This is a genomic window from Bradyrhizobium sp. SZCCHNRI2009 (assembly GCF_032485115.1).
GTDB lineage: Bacteria > Pseudomonadota > Alphaproteobacteria > Rhizobiales > Xanthobacteraceae > Bradyrhizobium.
The window spans coordinates 65,846-81,827 of sequence record NZ_JAUEUH010000003.1; the positions used below are offsets into that span (position 1 = coordinate 65,846).

General features: G+C 64.3%; 15 protein-coding genes. 14 read left to right on the forward strand and 1 reads right to left on the reverse strand.

Translation table 11 applies throughout. From position 1 onward, the window contains the following. Window positions 1-26: 26 nt before the first annotated feature. The 14 genes from QX041_RS12260 (at window position 27) to QX041_RS12325 (ending at window position 11,777) form a co-directional block, all read left to right on the forward strand. Window positions 27-1,835 carry a PEP-utilizing enzyme gene (locus tag QX041_RS12260; RefSeq protein ID WP_316165501.1) on the forward strand — a complete coding sequence of 603 codons (1,809 nt, stop codon included), beginning with the start codon at window positions 27-29 and terminating at the stop codon, window positions 1,833-1,835. Window positions 1,836-1,889: 54 nt separating this feature from the next. After that, the gene (locus QX041_RS12265) at window positions 1,890-2,492 is read left to right on the forward strand and encodes an HD domain-containing protein (RefSeq protein ID WP_316165503.1); all 603 of its coding nucleotides are present in this window, start codon (window positions 1,890-1,892) and stop codon (window positions 2,490-2,492) included. A gap of 16 nt (window positions 2,493-2,508) precedes the next feature. Continuing rightward, window positions 2,509-3,954, forward strand: a complete 1,446-nt coding sequence (locus QX041_RS12270; RefSeq protein ID WP_316165504.1) for an aldehyde dehydrogenase family protein — start codon at window positions 2,509-2,511, stop codon at window positions 3,952-3,954. Continuing rightward, complete coding sequence (locus QX041_RS12275; protein WP_315826583.1) at window positions 3,954-4,568, forward strand: HD domain-containing protein; 615 nt, start codon at window positions 3,954-3,956, stop codon at window positions 4,566-4,568. Before QX041_RS12270 ends, QX041_RS12275 begins: the two co-directional genes overlap by 1 nt. Beyond that, window positions 4,565-5,326 (forward strand): SDR family NAD(P)-dependent oxidoreductase, encoded by a 762-nt coding sequence (locus tag QX041_RS12280; protein ID WP_315826582.1) that lies wholly within the window; start codon window positions 4,565-4,567, stop codon window positions 5,324-5,326. The genes QX041_RS12275 and QX041_RS12280 overlap by 4 nt, the downstream gene beginning before the upstream one ends. Window positions 5,327-5,342: 16 nt before the next feature. Next, a complete protein-coding gene (locus QX041_RS12285) occupies window positions 5,343-5,666 on the forward strand; it encodes a 2Fe-2S iron-sulfur cluster-binding protein (RefSeq protein ID WP_316165506.1) in 324 nt (107 codons plus the stop codon). A gap of 457 nt (window positions 5,667-6,123) precedes the next feature. Next, a complete protein-coding gene (locus tag QX041_RS12290) occupies window positions 6,124-7,608 on the forward strand; it encodes an aromatic/alkene/methane monooxygenase hydroxylase/oxygenase subunit alpha (RefSeq protein WP_316165508.1) in 1,485 nt (494 codons plus the stop codon). A 90-nt stretch (window positions 7,609-7,698) separates the two neighbouring features. Beyond that, a complete protein-coding gene (locus QX041_RS12295; protein WP_315716251.1) occupies window positions 7,699-7,944 on the forward strand; it encodes a toluene-4-monooxygenase system B family protein in 246 nt (81 codons plus the stop codon). Then, window positions 7,937-8,317 (forward strand): Rieske 2Fe-2S domain-containing protein, encoded by a 381-nt coding sequence (locus QX041_RS12300; RefSeq protein ID WP_316165509.1) that lies wholly within the window; start codon window positions 7,937-7,939, stop codon window positions 8,315-8,317. The genes QX041_RS12295 and QX041_RS12300 overlap by 8 nt, the downstream gene beginning before the upstream one ends. Window positions 8,318-8,326: 9 nt before the next feature. After that, window positions 8,327-8,626, forward strand: a complete 300-nt coding sequence (locus tag QX041_RS12305) for an MmoB/DmpM family protein (protein WP_315716254.1) — start codon at window positions 8,327-8,329, stop codon at window positions 8,624-8,626. 21 nt (window positions 8,627-8,647) lie between these two features. Next, window positions 8,648-9,673 (forward strand): toluene hydroxylase, encoded by a 1,026-nt coding sequence (locus tag QX041_RS12310; RefSeq protein ID WP_316165510.1) that lies wholly within the window; start codon window positions 8,648-8,650, stop codon window positions 9,671-9,673. 57 nt (window positions 9,674-9,730) lie between these two features. Continuing rightward, window positions 9,731-10,720, forward strand: a complete 990-nt coding sequence (locus QX041_RS12315; RefSeq protein ID WP_316165511.1) for a 2Fe-2S iron-sulfur cluster binding domain-containing protein — start codon at window positions 9,731-9,733, stop codon at window positions 10,718-10,720. A 7-nt stretch (window positions 10,721-10,727) separates the two neighbouring features. Then, complete coding sequence (locus QX041_RS12320; protein WP_316165513.1) at window positions 10,728-11,258, forward strand: luciferase family protein; 531 nt, start codon at window positions 10,728-10,730, stop codon at window positions 11,256-11,258. Window positions 11,259-11,279: 21 nt separating this feature from the next. Beyond that, window positions 11,280-11,777 carry a 2Fe-2S iron-sulfur cluster binding domain-containing protein gene (locus QX041_RS12325; RefSeq protein ID WP_316165514.1) on the forward strand — a complete coding sequence of 166 codons (498 nt, stop codon included), beginning with the start codon at window positions 11,280-11,282 and terminating at the stop codon, window positions 11,775-11,777. A 296-nt stretch (window positions 11,778-12,073) separates the two neighbouring features. Here the strand turns inward: QX041_RS12325 and QX041_RS12330 are convergent, their stop codons facing one another. Continuing rightward, window positions 12,074-15,178 carry a DEAD/DEAH box helicase gene (locus tag QX041_RS12330; RefSeq protein ID WP_316165515.1) on the reverse strand — a complete coding sequence of 1,035 codons (3,105 nt, stop codon included), beginning with the start codon at window positions 15,176-15,178 and terminating at the stop codon, window positions 12,074-12,076. Window positions 15,179-15,982 lie beyond the last annotated feature (804 nt).

The following is a 15,982-nucleotide window of genomic DNA, read 5'->3' on the forward strand; positions in this document are numbered from 1 at the left end:
AACAGAGAAACCGAGGGGAAACGACAATGACGGCGCATGCGAAATTCCCAAGTCCCTATGACCTGAAGACGCCGGTCGGCGCCGAGGGCTGGGAGAAGCTCTATCCCTATTATCTCCAGTTCCAGAACAGCCTGCGCGACAAGGAGGACGGCAAGTTCTGGTTCTGCGACTCGCAGCACTGGCCGAGCCCGTTCAAGCCGTTCGACGCCGTCACCGTGGAGTTCGCGGTCAAGTGTCTCGGCCAGTACAACACGCGGCACTATCTGATCCCGCCGGCGAACGGCGTCGAGTACCGCATCCACAATGGCTATTGCTACATGAGCCCGGTGGCGGTGGCGCCCGAGCTGATCGCTGGTCGCGTACCGCATTTCATGGAGCGCGCCGGCTACTACTTCCAGAACTGGGACCGCCTGCTGGCGAACTGGGACAAGAAGGTCCGCGCCAACATCGCCGATCTCGAGGCGCTCAATTTCGAGCCGCTGCCCGAAGCCGTGCCGCTGGAGTGGATCACGGCCGGTGTCGGCCTCGACAACACCTACGCGCTGATGGAGACCTACGACCGGGCGATCCAGCTGCTCTACAAGACCTGGCAGTACCATTTCGAGTTCCTGAATCTCGGCTACGCGGCCTATCTCGACTTCTTCAGCTTCATGAAGGGGCAATTCCCCACCATTCCCGATCAGGCGATCGCCAAGATGGTGCAGGGCGTGGAAGTCGACCTGTTCCGTCCGGACGACGAGTTGAAGAAGCTCGCCAAGCTCGCCGTGAAGCTCGGTGTCGCCGATGCCCTGAAGAGCGGATCGGTCGACGAGGCGCTGGCTGCGGTCGGCCGTGCGCCGAACGGCGCCGAATGGCTGACGGCCTGGAACGAGGCGCAGGATCCCTGGTTCAACTTCACCTCCGGCAACGGCTTCTACTCGACCGACAAGTACTGGATCGAGCATCTCGACATCCCGCTCGGCTACATCAGGGACTACGTCGTCCGCGTGCAGCGGGGGGAGGAGATCGACCGGCCGACGGACGCCATTGCCAAAGAGCGCGACCGCATCACGTCCGAATATGCCGAGATGCTCGATGCCGACGCCCGCGCCGCCTTCGAGGGCAAGCTCGGGCTCGCCCGGACCGTGTTCCCCTATGTCGAGAACCACAATTTCTACATCGAGCATTGGTCGATGAGCGTATTCTGGCGCAAGATGCGTGAACTCGGCGCCATCTTCCGCGATGCCGGCTTCTGGAAGGACGCCGACGACCTGTTCTATCTGAACCGTCAGGAAGTCCGCGACGCGCTGTTCGACTACGGCAATGGCTGGGCCGTCGGCGCACCGGCGATCGGTCCGACCTATTGGCCGCCCGAGATCGAGCGGCGGAAAACGATCCTGGCTGCGCTCGCGACGACGCCGCCGCAGCCCGCGCTCAACAATCCGCCCGATGTCATCACCGAGCCGTTCACGATCATGCTGTGGGGCATCACCACGGAGAGCATCGGCCGCTGGCTCGATGGCGCCGCCAACACCACCAAGCTGTCCGGCATGGCCGCTTCCCCCGGCCTCGTCGAGGGCCGCGCCCGCGTGGTGCGCTCCGCCGATGAGCTCGGCCAGATCCAGCAGGGCGAAATCCTGGTCGCGCCGGTCACCGCGCCGAGCTGGGCGCCGATCTTCGGCAAGATCAACGCGATCGTCACCGACATCGGCGGCATGATGTCCCACGCCGCGATCGTGTGCCGCGAATACGGGCTGCCCGCGGTCACCGGCACGGGACGCGCCAGCTCCTCGATCAAGAACGGACAGATGCTGCGCGTCAACGGCTCGACCGGCGAAGTGACCATCCTGTCCTGACCCAATCGAGAGAGGCCGGCGGCGCCGGCCTCTCTCCGCATATGGAACATTGCAATGCTCGATAGGTCCGATGTCGGCAACCGCTATGACGAAGTCTGGCGCATCAGCGAGCCGTACATGCGCGCGCGCAAGAACGACGTCCACATTCCCCTGTCCTATGCCTATGCGCGCAAGCTGCTCGCTCAATATCCGGACGCAGACGAGGACATCGTTTCGCTCGCAATCATCCTGCACGACATCGGCTGGTACACGATCGACATGAAGGACATCATCGAGAAGGGATTCGGTCCCAACATGATGCAGTCCGATGTGCGCTTTCTCCACGAAAGCGAAGGCGTCCGCATGTCGCGCGACGTCCTCGAACAGGCCGATTGGCCGGAGGACATCATCGTCGCGGTCGGCGAGATCATCGACGGCCACGACACTCGCCCCTACCCGCGCTCGCTGAACGACCGGATCGTGCGCGACGCCGACAAGCTGTGGCGCTACACCACCACGGGCGTCGCGGTGGCCTGCGACTGGTTCAAGATGACGCCGCGCCAATATGCGTCGCGCCTGACGACGCAACTCGCGGTGCTCGAGACCGAAGCCGGACGACTGATGGCCGAGGAGGCGTTGGGCGAGACCCGTGCCGCGCTGATGCTCGACCTGATCTGAACCTGGGGCCGCGGACATGGACATGTTCATCGACGGCCGCTGGGTTGCAGCCCAAAGCGGCGCGACCTTCGACGTCGTCGATCCGGCAACGGGCGAGACGGTCGACAGCGTTCCGGAGGCCGGGCGCGCGGATGTCGATGCCGCCATCAACGCGGCCGACATCGCATTCCAATCGTGGAAAACAACGCCCGTGGCAGAGCGCGCCCGCCTGCAGAGGAACGCGGCGCGGCTGATGCGCGAGAGTGCCGGTGAGCTCGGTCGCCTGCTGACCAGGGAGCTCGGCCGTCCGCTGGCGGGATCCGTCAGCGAAATTCAGCGCTCGGCCGAACTGCTCGACGTCTATGCCGAGGAAGGCCTGCGCCTGCACGCCGAGATGCCGCTGACGGGTGTGGCCGGCGAAAAGATCGTCATCACCCGCGAGCCGATCGGCGTCGTCGTCGCGATCACGCCCTTCAACTATCCCGTGACGCTGCTCTGCTTCAAGCTCGGCGCCGCGCTGATGGCCGGTTGCACCGTCGTCGCCAAGCCCGCCGAGGACACGCCGCTGTCGACCTTGCGGCTCGCCGAGATCTTCCATGCTGCCGGCTTTGCCCAGGGCTGCTTCAATGTCGTCACCGGCCGCGGCCCCGACCTCGGCATGCAGATGATCGCGCATCCGACGCCACGCAAGATTGCGTTCACCGGCGGCACCCGGGCCGGAAAGGCGATTGCCGCCGCAGCCGCGGGAACGATGAAGCGGATCACGCTCGAGCTCGGCGGCCAGTGCCCGGCCATCGTCTGCGCCGACGCCGATATCGGCGCCGCCGCGGCTGCGATCGCCCGTCACGCCTTCGCCAATTCCGGCCAGTTCTGCTACCGCGTCAATCGCGTCTATGTCGAGCGCCCCATCTACGCGGCCTTTCTCGCTGCGCTCGCCGACAAGGTCGCGCAGCTCGACGTCGGCAACGGCCTGACCTCGGATTGCGCGCTGGGACCGCTCATCAACGAGAAGATCTACCGCAACAGCGAGCGGCAGATCGCCGATGCCCGTGCCAACGGCGCAACCGTGCTGACCGGCGGTGTCCGGTTGACGGGCGGACTCTACGACAAGGGCTGGTTCCTGCCGCCGACCGTGATCGCCGATGCGCCCCCCTCCGCGCTCGTCATGACCGAGGAAACGTTCGGCCCCGTGCTTGGTGTCGCCCCGTTCGACAAACGTAGCGAGGCATTGCGGCTCGCGAATGCGACGGTCTATGGACTGGCCGCCTTCGTGTTCTCGCGCAACCTGGCGACAGGACTGACCCTGGCCGAGCGCCTCGAAGCGGGCTCCGTGTGGGTCAACGACATCCAGCGCTCGAACCAGCGCGCGCCGTTCGGCGGCATGAAGCAGAGCGGAATCGGCCGCGAGAAGGGCCGCTACGGCATCGAGGACTATCTCGAATACAAGACCATCTATCTCACCTACGACGCGGAGCTGCGCTGATGCATTTTCTGCGCGAACAGGATCTGCCGATCTGGCTCGCGGCGCGGCCGTGGCTGGACGTCCGCTCCAACGACGAGCATACGCTGATCTCCTATCGTCTCGGCCAGGCGCTGCTGCGGATCCATCCCGACGCGGACGCCGCCGTGGTGCTGCCGGCGATCCTCATGCACGACGTCGGCTGGAAGAAGTTCCCGCCCGAGCAGCTCGCCGCCGCCGTCGGCCCCAATCCCAGATATCCCGAGCTGCAACGTGCCCACGAGATCGAAGGCGTGAAGATCGCAGCCGAGGCGTTCGCACGGCTGGCGATCCCCGGGCTAAGAGTCGAGACCATCCTGGCGATCATCGACGGCCACGACACCCGAAAGACGGCGATCTCGCATGAGGATGCGCTGATGAAGGACGCCGACAAGCTATGGCGCTTCACCGGCCATGGGGTCGCGACGATCGGCGGCTGGTTCGATACGCCGCCGAAGGAGACGCTCGCGATGCTGGAAAGCTTCGTGCTGCCGTCGATGCTGACCGAGGCCGGCACCACCATGGCCCGGGCGCTGATCGCCGAGGGCACGGCGTCTGCGTTCATGGCGGATCTGCTGCACATCGAGGTTGCCACATGAGTCCGATCCAACTGCAAGGCAAGCGCGTCATCGTCACCGGCGCGGCCGGCGGGCTGGGCCGCGGATTCGCGCTCGCCTTTGCTGCGGCCGGTGCCGAGGTCGTCGCCGCCGACATCCGTCTCGGCGGCGCCGACGACACCGCGCGGCTGATCCGCGACCGCGGCGGCAAGGCGCACGCGGCGGAGGTCGACGTCGCGAACGAGACGTCCACCGCGGCGCTGGCGCAATTCGCGCTGGCGCGCATGAGCGGCCTCGACGTGCTGGTCAACAATGCCGCGATCTATGCCGGGCTCGAACGCCGCGGCTTCGAGGCAATCCCGGAGGCCGAGTGGGACCGGGTGATGCGCGTCAACATCAAGGGCGTGTGGATGATGAGCAAGGCGGCCGCGCCACTGCTGCGACGCGCCGGCGGTGGCGCGATCGTCAACGTCTCGTCGGCCACCGTCATGAGCGGCTCGCCGATGTGGCTGCACTACGTCTCGTCGAAAGGCGCCGTCATTGCGATGACGCGTGCGCTGGCGCGCGAGCTCGGCGACGACAAGATCACGGTCAACGTCATCGCGCCCGGCTTCACGCTCACCGAGGCCAGCCTCGGCCTGATGGAGAACGCCGCCGAATATGGCGTGTCCCGCGGAGCCCTGAAGCGCGCGGCCGACGTCGACGACATGGTCGGCGGCGCGCTGTTCTTCGCGTCGGCGGCCGCGGCCTTCATCACCGGTCAGACCCTGATCATCGACGGCGGCCGGCAGTTCATCTAGGGACACGCAACGACCCATGCCCAGAATCACCTTCATCGAGACGGACGGCACCGTGCGCCTTGTCGAGGCCGAGCCCGGCGAGAGCGCCATGCAGGCGGCGAAGCGCAATGGTGTCGATGGCATCATCGGCGAATGCGGCGGGTCCTGCATCTGCGCCACGTGCCATTGCCACGTCGACAAGGCATGGCTGGAGCGCGTCGGCCCCGCCGGCGACATCGAGGTCGACCTGCTCGAATTCGAGGCCGCCGACGTGCGCCCGGAGAGCCGCCTCGCGTGCCAGATCTCGCTCACCGACGCGCTCGACGGTCTGGTGCTGCAGGTCGTCGGCCGCAGCCGCTGATCTGCGGCGGGCGTCCCCTGGCTTCGCCTCCCCTGCATCGATCCGTCGCCGACTCCGGTCCGCCGAAATGCGGCGCGTTCATGCGCCCCGTCATGACCGTCGCTCGCGTCGCTTGAACCGGCCTCGCATCGTCGAGCCGACGCATTGACGCGCGACATCGCCGATTTTCGCCCTACGCTGCAACCTATCATCTGCATGCTGACGCAGCGGCAGGAATGCATCCGCATGCGATGCATGAGCCAACATACGGGCCATCAATTCGCATGCGATGATGACCAAAGAAAAACCAAAGAACGCCCCCTAGACTGGCCATCAATGCATCGAGCGACGGTCTCTCGGCCTCTACTACTGAGGATCGTCCGTCATCGACACGAGCCGCGCAAAGTTCGCTCATCCAAGGGCGGCGGCGCGGAGCGCAACCAAGAACAACGATCACATCGCTCGGGAGGAGCAACGCATGCCGAAGCTGCAGCGGCGGGACTATTACGACACAGCCCGCGACATGAACTGGGCCTTCTCCTATGTCAGCGAGGACGAGGTCTTTCCCGAGGAGCTGTCGAAGAGCTTCGGCATCCATGGCGAGCAATGGTGGGGCTGGGACGAGCCGTACAAGCTGACCTATCGCGAGTACGTCCACAACCAAGCCGGCAAGGACGACGGCATCTACTCGATCCGCTCGACGATCGCGCGCTCCAATCTGTATGACAATCTCGATGCCGGCTGGAAGTCGGCGATCAAGGCGCATTACGGCGCCATTCCGGTTCCGGAATATTTCGCCTCGATCGGCGAGGCGCGCATGGCGCGGTTCGGCCGCGCCGCTGCCTGGCGCAACATGGCGACCTTCGGCACCCTCGACGAATGCCGCCACGGCCAGGCGCAGATCTACTTCCCCTATTGTCTGCTGGCGAAGGATCCGCAATTCGACTGGGCCCACAAGGCGATGCACACCAATGAGTGGGGCGTGATCGCGGCGCGCAGCCTGTTCGACGACATGTTCACCGCCAATGATGCGGTGTCGACGGCGATCCAGCTGACCTTCACCTTCGAGACCGGCTTCACCAACCTGCAGTTCCTCGGCATGGCCTCGGATGCGCTGCATGTCGGCGACATCGAGTTCGGTGCGCTGATCTCCTCGATCCAGACCGACGAGGCGCGGCATTCGCAGCAGGGCGAGCCGACCTTGAAGATCATGATCAACAACGGCAAGACGGCCGAGGCGCAGAAGATGGTCGACCAGATGTTCTGGCGGTCGTGGAAGCTGTTCGCGCTGCTGACCGGCATCTCCATGGACTACTACACGCCGCTGGAAAGCCGGACGATGTCGTTCAAGGAGTTCATGCAGGACTGGATCTGCCGGCAGTTCATGGACCAGTTCAAGGACCTCGGCATGAACGTGCCGTGGTATTGGGAAAAGCACTTCCTGCCCGAGCTCGACTGGGTCCATCACGCCTATCACATGGGCGTCTGGTTCTGGCGGCCGACGGTGTGGTGGAATCCCGATGCGGGCGTGTCCGCGGCCGAGCGCGACTGGCTCGAGCAGAAATATCCCGGCTGGAACGACCGGTTCGGCAAGCTGTGGGACGTGATCGGCGACAATGTCCGCACCGGCCAGATCGAAAAGACCTATCCGGCGACGCTGCCGGTCGTCTGCAACTGCTGCCACATTCCGATCTGCAGCCCGAGCATCGGCCAGGCGCCGCGGATCACCACGCACAACGGTCGCAAGCTGAACTTCTGCTGCGAAGTCTGCGAATGGGTGTGGAAGAGCCAGCCCGAGCGCTACGACACCCACCTCTCGATCGTCGACCGCTTCCTGGCCGGACACATCCAGCCGCCGACCCTGGAAGGCGCGCTGCAATATATGGGCATCACGCCCGATGTCGCCGGCAATGACGCGCAGAGCTACGCCTGGAATGGCGCGTCTCGCCTCGCGGCCGAATGATCCGCCCAGCATGAATTGACAGGCGCCGCTTACGAGCGACGCCCCCACCCGACACGACCACAGATATAACAACAAATCTGGGAGGTAAGCGTGGCCCTGTTCCCGCTCCAAGCCAACTTCCGCGGCGACTTCGTCGTCCTGCTGATCCCCGTCGACGACGGCGATAGCATGAGCATCGTGGCCGACAAGGTCGCCCAGCACGCGGTCGGACTGCGCGTCGCCGAGAAGAACGCCTCGAAATGCGTCTACTACAACGGTCGCGAGCTGCCGTCCGCGATGACGGTGGCGCAGTCCGGAATCCAGCCGATGGATTGGATCGAGGTGGCCTATGTCTGACGATGCCGACGTGACGTGGAGGCAGGTCGCGACCTTGGACGACCTTTGGGAAGGTGATTTCATCGGCGTCGAGGTCGACGGCGAGGAAGTGATCGTGATGCACCTTCCTGGCGGCGAGTTGCGTTGCTTCCAGGGCATGTGCCCGCACCAGGAGATCCTGCTGGCGGACGGCAAGGTCGATTTCGAAGCCGGCACCATCACCTGCTCGGCCCATGAGTGGGAGTTCAGCATGGATGACGGCCGCGGCCTCAACCCGCGCGACTGCCGCCTCTTCCGCTACGCGGTGAAGAAGGACGGCGAAGCCATTTGGGTCGGCGTGCCCAACGACGGACGGCTGCGCCGCCTCCGCCACAAGACCGAGCAGGACGCATAGGACAGGCCCATGACCACGACAGCAGCACCGAAACTGGTCGGCCCCGTCATCAGGGGCGTCGACGAGGACATCATCGACGCCGTGATCGCGGCGAGCGAGCAGGACAATCCGGACGTCGAGATCGTCATCGAGGACCGCGGCGGCTATGTCCGCGTCCAGGCCGACCGGAATTTCCGCCTGACGCAGAAAAGCATGCAGGCGGCGCTGGGGCGGCCATTCCGGCTCGCCGAGATCGAGCCGAGCCTGGTGTCGTTCGGCGGACGGCTCGAGTCGATGGACGACGAATGGGTCTGGACCATCCACACATAACAAATTCCGGGAGGATACGTCATGACCGCGATGACCGCGAAGCCGGCTGCGCGCAAGCAGAAGAAGACCTGGAGCCTGTGGACCGAGCGCCGGCTGCCGTCGGAATACGAGGCCGTCACCTACAAGTTCCACAGCCACTTCCGCCGCGCGCCGGCACCGTTCGAGCTGTCCGAGAACTGGTCGATCAACCAGTTCTATCTCAGGAATCGCGAAGGCTCGAGGCTCACGCTGGACGATTGGGAGGGCTATCGCGATCCCCTCACCTACACCTATCGCCGCTATGTCACTGACCAGAAGGATCGCGAGGTCTATTGCGACAACCTGATCGACGAGTTCGAGCGCCAGGACAGCTATCGCAAACTGTCTGCGCCGTGGCTCGACTTCCTCGGCCAGGCCTATCTGCCGGTGCGTTTCCCGGGACACGCGATGCAGATGAGCGCGGCCTATGTCGCGCAGATGGCGCCGTCGGCGTTCGTGACCAACACCCTCTACTTCCAGATGGGCAACGAGATGCGGCGGGTGCAGCGCCAGGCCTATCTGGCCAAGGCGCTCGCGCTCGACACCGGACGCCCGGAGCTCGCCGACAGCGGTATTGCGCGTACCGTCTGGACGCGGGCGCCGCAATGGCAGGGTCTGCGCGAGCTGATCGAGAAGCAGCTGATCGCCTACGATTGGGGCGAAGCGTTCGTGTCCCGCAATCTGGTGCTGCGGCCGATCTTCGACCACGTCTTCAATCGCGAGATCGCCGATCTGGCGCGCACGAACGACGACGACCTGCTGGCGCTGCTGCACGACGACTTCCGCAACTACGACGAAGCCTATGCGGTCGAGACCACCAAGACCCTGGTGCGCTACGCCACCGGCAAGGTCCCGGAGCACGCGGTTCTGCTGCGGGAGTGGGTCGCGAAGTGGATGCCGCTCGGCGAACGCGCCGCGCGCGGCCTCAGCGAGGCACTTTCGACCGCGCCCGGCGCCGACGATGCACGGGCGATCCTGGAGCGGACCATGACGGCCCAGGCGAGGCTGATCGCGGATTGCGGCTTGTAGTCTGGCAGACGCGGTCGGCGTGCTGCGCCGACCGCCCAAGCCGAAAGGATGGCGTGGATGACCCGGCAACTCCGCATCGAGCCCGACGGTGTCGCGATCGACGCGGCCGGCCATGACACCATCCTTCAGGCAGCGCGACGCGGGGGCATCGCGCTGCCTTACGAATGCGGCTGGGGCAGTTGCGGTGCCTGCAAGGTGACGCTCATCGATGGGCAGGTCGATCTGATCTTTCCCGGCGCGCCGGCGGTCAATCCGCGCGACGCACGACGCAACCGCATCCTGGCCTGTCAGTCCCGCGCGATCTCGGACGTCACGATCGCCCGCGGTCCCGGCGACTGGTCCGCGCCGACGCCGCGATGCGTCGAGCAACAGGCGATCCTGCGCGGCATCGACGATCTCGCGCCGGAGATCCGCCAATTCAGCTTCGAGACGGCCGAGCCGATCGACTTCCGGCCGGGGCAGTATGCGATACTGCATCTCGGCAACGGGCTGCGGCGCTGCTACTCGATGTGCAACCTGCCGGGCAGCACCATCCTGCAGTTCATTGCGAAGCGCTACGATGGCGGCACAGGCAGCAACGCGCTCGCGGCGTTGGCTCCGGGGACGCGCATCACCATCGAGGCGCCGTTCGGCGTCTGCACGCTGCGTCGACAGCCGGGCCGCAAGGTGTTCGTGGCAGGGGGCACCGGCATCGCGCCGATCCTGGCGATGCTGCGCGAGGCCGCGGCTGCGCACCTCGATTTCGGATCGCCCGTGGAGGTCATCTACGGCGCCCGCACGCCGGCGGATCTCGCCGCTGATGACATGCTGGCGGCGGCGATCACGCAAACTCCCCGGGCGCGCTACCTGCCCGTGGTCGAGCACACGCCGTCCGGCTGGCCGCATGCGGCCGGCTTCGTCACCGATGTCATCCAGGGCGCAGTCCTGGATCCCGCGGCGGCCGAGTTCTACGTCGCCGGCCCGCCGGTCATGGTGAACGCGGTCAGATCGCTGCTGCGCGCCGTCGATGTTCCGATCACGCAGGTTCATTATGACAGCTTCGGCTAGAGCAAGCTTGCGTAGTGCTGCACCCGTCTGGGCGATGGCGCCTGGACTGCGCCGTCTCGCCACACGTCCCGGCAGCGCGCCGCGGCTCGCACCAACATGGCCCTGCCACCAGCTCGGTGACACCTCGCCCGCCGGATACGCCGCACAGCTCGTGTCCTGCGCCTGCGCGCTGGCTGGCGTCGAAGAGGTGCCGGCGCCGATGAACGCCGCAGGTCGCGCCTTCGCGCTCGATGACATCCATGCCATGGGCCAGCCGGAGGCCTTCGTGTTCGCGCCGGTGTGGCTCATCGTTCGCCCCGACGGGTCGCTGCACCTGACCTTGCGGCCGGAATGGGCGCAGAAGGTGGCGGCCAAGGGCTGGGGCACGGTGCATCCGTTCGCACGCTACATGGCGGGCGCCGTGCCGCCGCAGAGCCTCGTGGTCTACGCGCCGCGCAATCAAAGCGAGCTGGCGGTTGCGGCGCGGATCATCGCGGCCGCGCACTGCTACGGGAGCGGCCGCATCGGCGACGTCGCATTGCCCGACAGCCGGTGGTGAGCGATGAGGGAGCTCTCGGCCATGACCAATGAGGGCGACATCAGGCGGTTTCGCATACGGCTGGAACGTCCGGAGGGGACGTTCACATTCGACGCCATATCCGACGAATATCTGCTGTACAGCATGATCGACGCCGGCATCGAGACGCCCTACATCTGCGAGCAGGGCTGGTGCCTCGCATGCGCCGCGCGCTTGGTATCGGGCAACGTGGACCGCTCCGATGCGCTGACGGTCTACCCTCAGGACGCTGAAGCCGGCTTTCTGCTGCTGTGTTCGACCAAGCCCTGCTCGGATCTGGTCCTGATGCTCGACGAGCGCCAGACCCGACGGGACATGATGCAACACCGGATCGAGCACAATCAGTTGGCGCGAGCCTATCCGCCCGGCGCGCGTCTCCGGTTTCGCCGCGGACGCGCTAAGGCGCGAGCCGACGCGTGCACCCGTTCAGCAACAGGGACTCGAACAGATGAGCCGCCGACATCCGCTCAGATGGGGCTGATTGGATCAAAACCGAAATAGCCTCGTTTTGCACAGTATGAGTTGGTGACCATCAAAGCCGCAGAAGGTGAAGCTGGTTCTATCACTGACGCATTCGTTTGTTGGGTCCGGGCTGGGTCGGCCGCCAGCGCAGCTTTGAATTCGATCGATCCACGGCATCCCGCGAGCCGCTTCAGAACAGCTCGAACGATCGTCTCTGCGTCAGCGCAACACGGGTTCTCTCAATCGTCCTTGCCAAGGGTCAAGCGCCATCGCTTTCATTTCGGGGCCCGAGGAGGTCACACAAGACCGCTTCAAGTTGAGTGGCGCATCCCTCGTCATTCGTCCAGCAGATCCAAGAACTGTTCGACCCGTCGTAAAGCAGGTTCATCGCTGCGCCCGGGATAGACGACGCGATCGCCCTCGCGCTGCAGTGACCGCGAGCGTAATTTACCGATCCTCCCTGCGAGCATGGTTGCAGCAATCGCATCCGGGCCGACATCGAGACGCATGATCCCCCGTTGCCTGCAACTTATCCTGAGCTTGGCGACAGCAAAGAAATTGCTGGCCTCGGAGGGCAGCTTGCCGAATCGGCGGTGCGTTTCATCCTCGAGCTCCTCCAGCTCGTCATCACTCCGGCACCGGGCGGCTCGAGCGTAGATCTCCAGCCTGACCGCCTCCGATTGCACATAGCTCGAGGGAAGCAGCTCAGGGATGGGAAGATTCAACTCAGGGATCCACAGCGCGGACATTCCATCGCGGTCTCCCTCCAGGGCAAGCGTGAGAAGGTGGCCATAGAGCGTCGGTCCGAACACCTGCATGTGGCCGGATTGTCGATCGGAGCGCAGGTCGCCGCCGCCGCGAAGATCGAGGTCGCGAGCGCTGATCGCGAAGCCAGCGCCCGGACGGCTCAATTCCTCGAGAACGGAAAGCCGCTTTTCCGAGCGTTCGGAGCCGCCTTCCGTCAGGAAATGTGCAAACGCCCGGATGCCGCCCCGTCCTACTCGCCCCCTCAGCTGATGTAATTGTGCCAGGCCGAATTTTTCGGGCCAGCACACAACGATGGTGTTCGCACGTGGGATATCGAGGCCACTTTCCACGATGTTGGTCGCAAGTAGTACATCGGCACGGCCTTCGACGAACCCCATCAATCTCTCGTCAATCTCGTCCGTCGGCATCTTGCCGTGAATAGCAATGATACGTAGTTCCGGCGCCAGCGCATGGATCCTGGCGAGCATGGGATCGAGATCCTGGATCCGCGGACAAACGACAAAACTCTGACCGTTACGTCTGTGCTCACGAACCAGCGCAGCGGCGATAGCTATGTCCGAAAGCGGTGCCACCTTGGTGGCAACCGGAACACGATGGACCGGCGGGGTTGCGATCACGCTGAGATCCCTCAAGCCCGTCAAGCCGGCCGCAAGTGTGCGGGGGATCGGTGTCGCACTCATCCAGAGCCGGTGGCCGTTCTTATTGAGGCCCGACAGCATAGCTTTCTCGGCAGCGCCGAAATGCTGCTCCTCGTCAATGATGATCAGGCCAAGTTCGGCAAATCTCACTTCCTTGGATGCGAGCGCGAGGGTCCCGACGACGACCCTGAGTTCTCCGCTCTTGAGGCGCTCCTTTACCTCTCGCGCTTCGGCGGTCGAGGCAACCCGCGACAGGTTTCCAACATCGATGCCAAGAGGCGCAAAGCGCTTGCGGAAGGTTTCGACATGCTGTCGTGCCAGCACTGTCGTCGGCACGACGATAGCGACCTGCTTTCCGGCCAGCACGGCGGCTGCCGCTGCGCGCAGCGCCACCTCGGTTTTGCCAAAGCCGACGTCTCCACAGACGATCCGGTCCATCGGGTGCCCCGATGCAAGATCATCCAGAACGTCGCGGATGGCCTTCGCCTGATCGGAGGTGGTGAAATAGGGAAACCGCGCGACGAACTTCTCATAGACAGCAGGGCGCGGCACGAGCTTCGGAGCCGGGCGCCGCCGGCGCTGACTCATCTGCTTGGCCAGCTCCTTTGCGACCACGTGAATCTCCGTCTCGGCAGCAGCTCGCCGCGGCCGCCACGAGCTGCCGTCGGCCTTGTCCAGCGAGGTGTCTCCGAGCTCAGCGGCGTAGGGCCAGATCAGCGCCAATTCTGCGAGAGGGACGAGAACGGCGTCGTTTCCGGCAAATACCAACCTGACCATTTCGCGCGCCGAAAGATCTCCCGTGCCCATGGATCTCAGGCCGCCAAGGCGTGCGAGTCCACGTTGCAGATGAACGACCACGGATCCGAGTTCGGGGAGATCTCCCGAATCGAAGCCGGGCGTCCATGCCCAGTTCATCGGTTGCGGTTGGTGTGCCCTGCTGCCGAGCACGTCGGCAGCAGTGATGACCACCAGCGGCTTCTTTCCAGGAACGACAAAGCCCGCATCGAAGCCTGCCAACAATGCGGCCTGCTGCCTGCCCCTTGCGGTCGCGTGCGTCCAATCGGGCACGCATTCGGCCTTGATAGCGCTCATCCGGGCCATCACATGCAAATCCGCTTCGACCGCAGCGACGAAAAGCACACGCGCGCTTCCGCGCTGCGCTTCCTCGATAAATGCACGGAGCGCCTTCCGCGGAGAGGCTGCCTTGTAGAACTCTGGCGTCGCACGATACGGAGTGGTTGGCGGCAACACGGTGATCTTCTTGGCCGCCAGCTCCCATTCGCGTCGGCTGAGATAGGCACGGTCACGCTCACTGCGGGCGGCCGCATCCTCGATCGTGCTCAACCAGGTGTCGGCGTGCCTGGGCACGGTGCTGTCGGCGATCCATTTGGCGCGTGCACAATAGTCCAATAGGCTGGACCTTCTTCGGGCCCGGCCCGTGAACGCCAGCCGCTCGGACATCGGGTCAATCAGGAGCTCCTTCGTTTCGGAAATCACCTCCTGGTCTATCGGATTGATCGCTGCAATACGCCGGATTCTCCCTCCGGAATGCTCTATCCTAAAAGGTCCGAACGCGCCGGCCGGGAAGATCTCGAAGGTGTTGCCGTGAAACAAAACTCCACCGGGATAATCCGGACTGTCGTCCAGGTCGTACCCGAGAGCTTTCAGACGGGCCTCAAGGTCTTCCTCGGAAAAGACGGCCCCGGTCCGAAGGAGAAATCCGATACGAGACCAGTTCGCAGGCAACGGCAGGAGCTCCATTATGGCCTCCGCCGTCGCGATCAGCAGGATCGGCTTCTTTGCCCTGGCAAGGCGTCTCAAGACGGAGCTCCGCCGGCCCGCGATATCACGCGAAGGCTCAAGCTGATCGAACGGAAGCGTGTTCAAACGGGGATAGACGAGCACATCACAGGCCGGCTCGATAACTGGGATGATCGAACCCAACAGCTCGGCTCGGCTCTCATTTTCGGCGAGAAACACAAGTCCGCCCCGGCCCGAAGCGCGCCATTGCGCCGTAAGATACAGCGCCAACATGCCCAGCGGCGACGAGGAGGAAATGCCAGTCCGGATCGGAGCCTTCGTTGTTGCCGCAACAGATGTCTTCTTCCGCGGGGCGGCCTTTGGTGACGCGGAGCGCTTTGCTGATCTGTTCTTGCGCGGCGTTGAGCCACGGGGCGTACGAAGAGCAGTGGTCACTGAATTCTCGTGCTGAATTGACGAATGCGAGGCAAGCCTGCGAATCTTTGTCGAGCTTTAGCGGATTCGACGGCTTCAAGGGATCCAAACTTCGGAGTGTCGATCACCGTTCTCCCCTTAAGTGCGACGGTGTCACCAAGCAGCACCATCGTCGCGCTCCACGTGGCAGACTGGGGTGCCATGACAACTATGACGCAGAGATTCGTTCTTGAATGACCATGGTACGAGCGCCGTGATAAGCGTGATTACCGCCTTGGTGACTGGGCTGCACAGAATTCACGAGCCCGGCTGAGACGGCCTGCGGTGGGACTACCCATCACCAGGTTTGAGCAGAGCCTGCGGTTGCCCATGCTATAAGCGATCCCGCGTGATCTCTGCCCTTATGGCTAAGGGCTTCTGCCGAAGCTGCTGAAGCCGCAACGTACAATAACGCAGTAACCCTCGATTCGGCACAATCAAGGCGAACTTCTCCGCGCTCAATCTTGAACGGCGTTCCTCGTGCTCGCTCTCCGTTGCTCCTATGTCATGAAGGAAGCGCTGAGGTTGAGAACGGGTCTTCGGATATTCACACTTGCTGGCCGCTACGTAATCTTGTGGCGCTGGGCGTCTGCCGTCGCGTGAGAAATTGCCGACTTGGGAATG

Coding starts and splice junctions, on each gene's coding strand:
- QX041_RS12260 (WP_316165501.1), top strand. CDS start 27: ATGACGGCGCATGCGAAATTCCCAAGTCCCTATGACCTGAAGACGCCG.
- QX041_RS12265 (WP_316165503.1), top strand. CDS start 1,890: ATGCTCGATAGGTCCGATGTCGGCAACCGCTATGACGAAGTCTGGCGC.
- QX041_RS12270 (WP_316165504.1), top strand. CDS start 2,509: ATGGACATGTTCATCGACGGCCGCTGGGTTGCAGCCCAAAGCGGCGCG.
- QX041_RS12275 (WP_315826583.1), top strand. CDS start 3,954: ATGCATTTTCTGCGCGAACAGGATCTGCCGATCTGGCTCGCGGCGCGG.
- QX041_RS12280 (WP_315826582.1), top strand. CDS start 4,565: ATGAGTCCGATCCAACTGCAAGGCAAGCGCGTCATCGTCACCGGCGCG.
- QX041_RS12285 (WP_316165506.1), top strand. CDS start 5,343: ATGCCCAGAATCACCTTCATCGAGACGGACGGCACCGTGCGCCTTGTC.
- QX041_RS12290 (WP_316165508.1), top strand. CDS start 6,124: ATGCCGAAGCTGCAGCGGCGGGACTATTACGACACAGCCCGCGACATG.
- QX041_RS12300 (WP_316165509.1), top strand. CDS start 7,937: ATGTCTGACGATGCCGACGTGACGTGGAGGCAGGTCGCGACCTTGGAC.
- QX041_RS12305 (WP_315716254.1), top strand. CDS start 8,327: ATGACCACGACAGCAGCACCGAAACTGGTCGGCCCCGTCATCAGGGGC.
- QX041_RS12310 (WP_316165510.1), top strand. CDS start 8,648: ATGACCGCGATGACCGCGAAGCCGGCTGCGCGCAAGCAGAAGAAGACC.
- QX041_RS12315 (WP_316165511.1), top strand. CDS start 9,731: ATGACCCGGCAACTCCGCATCGAGCCCGACGGTGTCGCGATCGACGCG.
- QX041_RS12325 (WP_316165514.1), top strand. CDS start 11,280: ATGACCAATGAGGGCGACATCAGGCGGTTTCGCATACGGCTGGAACGT.
- QX041_RS12330 (WP_316165515.1), bottom strand. CDS start 15,178: ATGTTGGCGCTGTATCTTACGGCGCAATGGCGCGCTTCGGGCCGGGGC.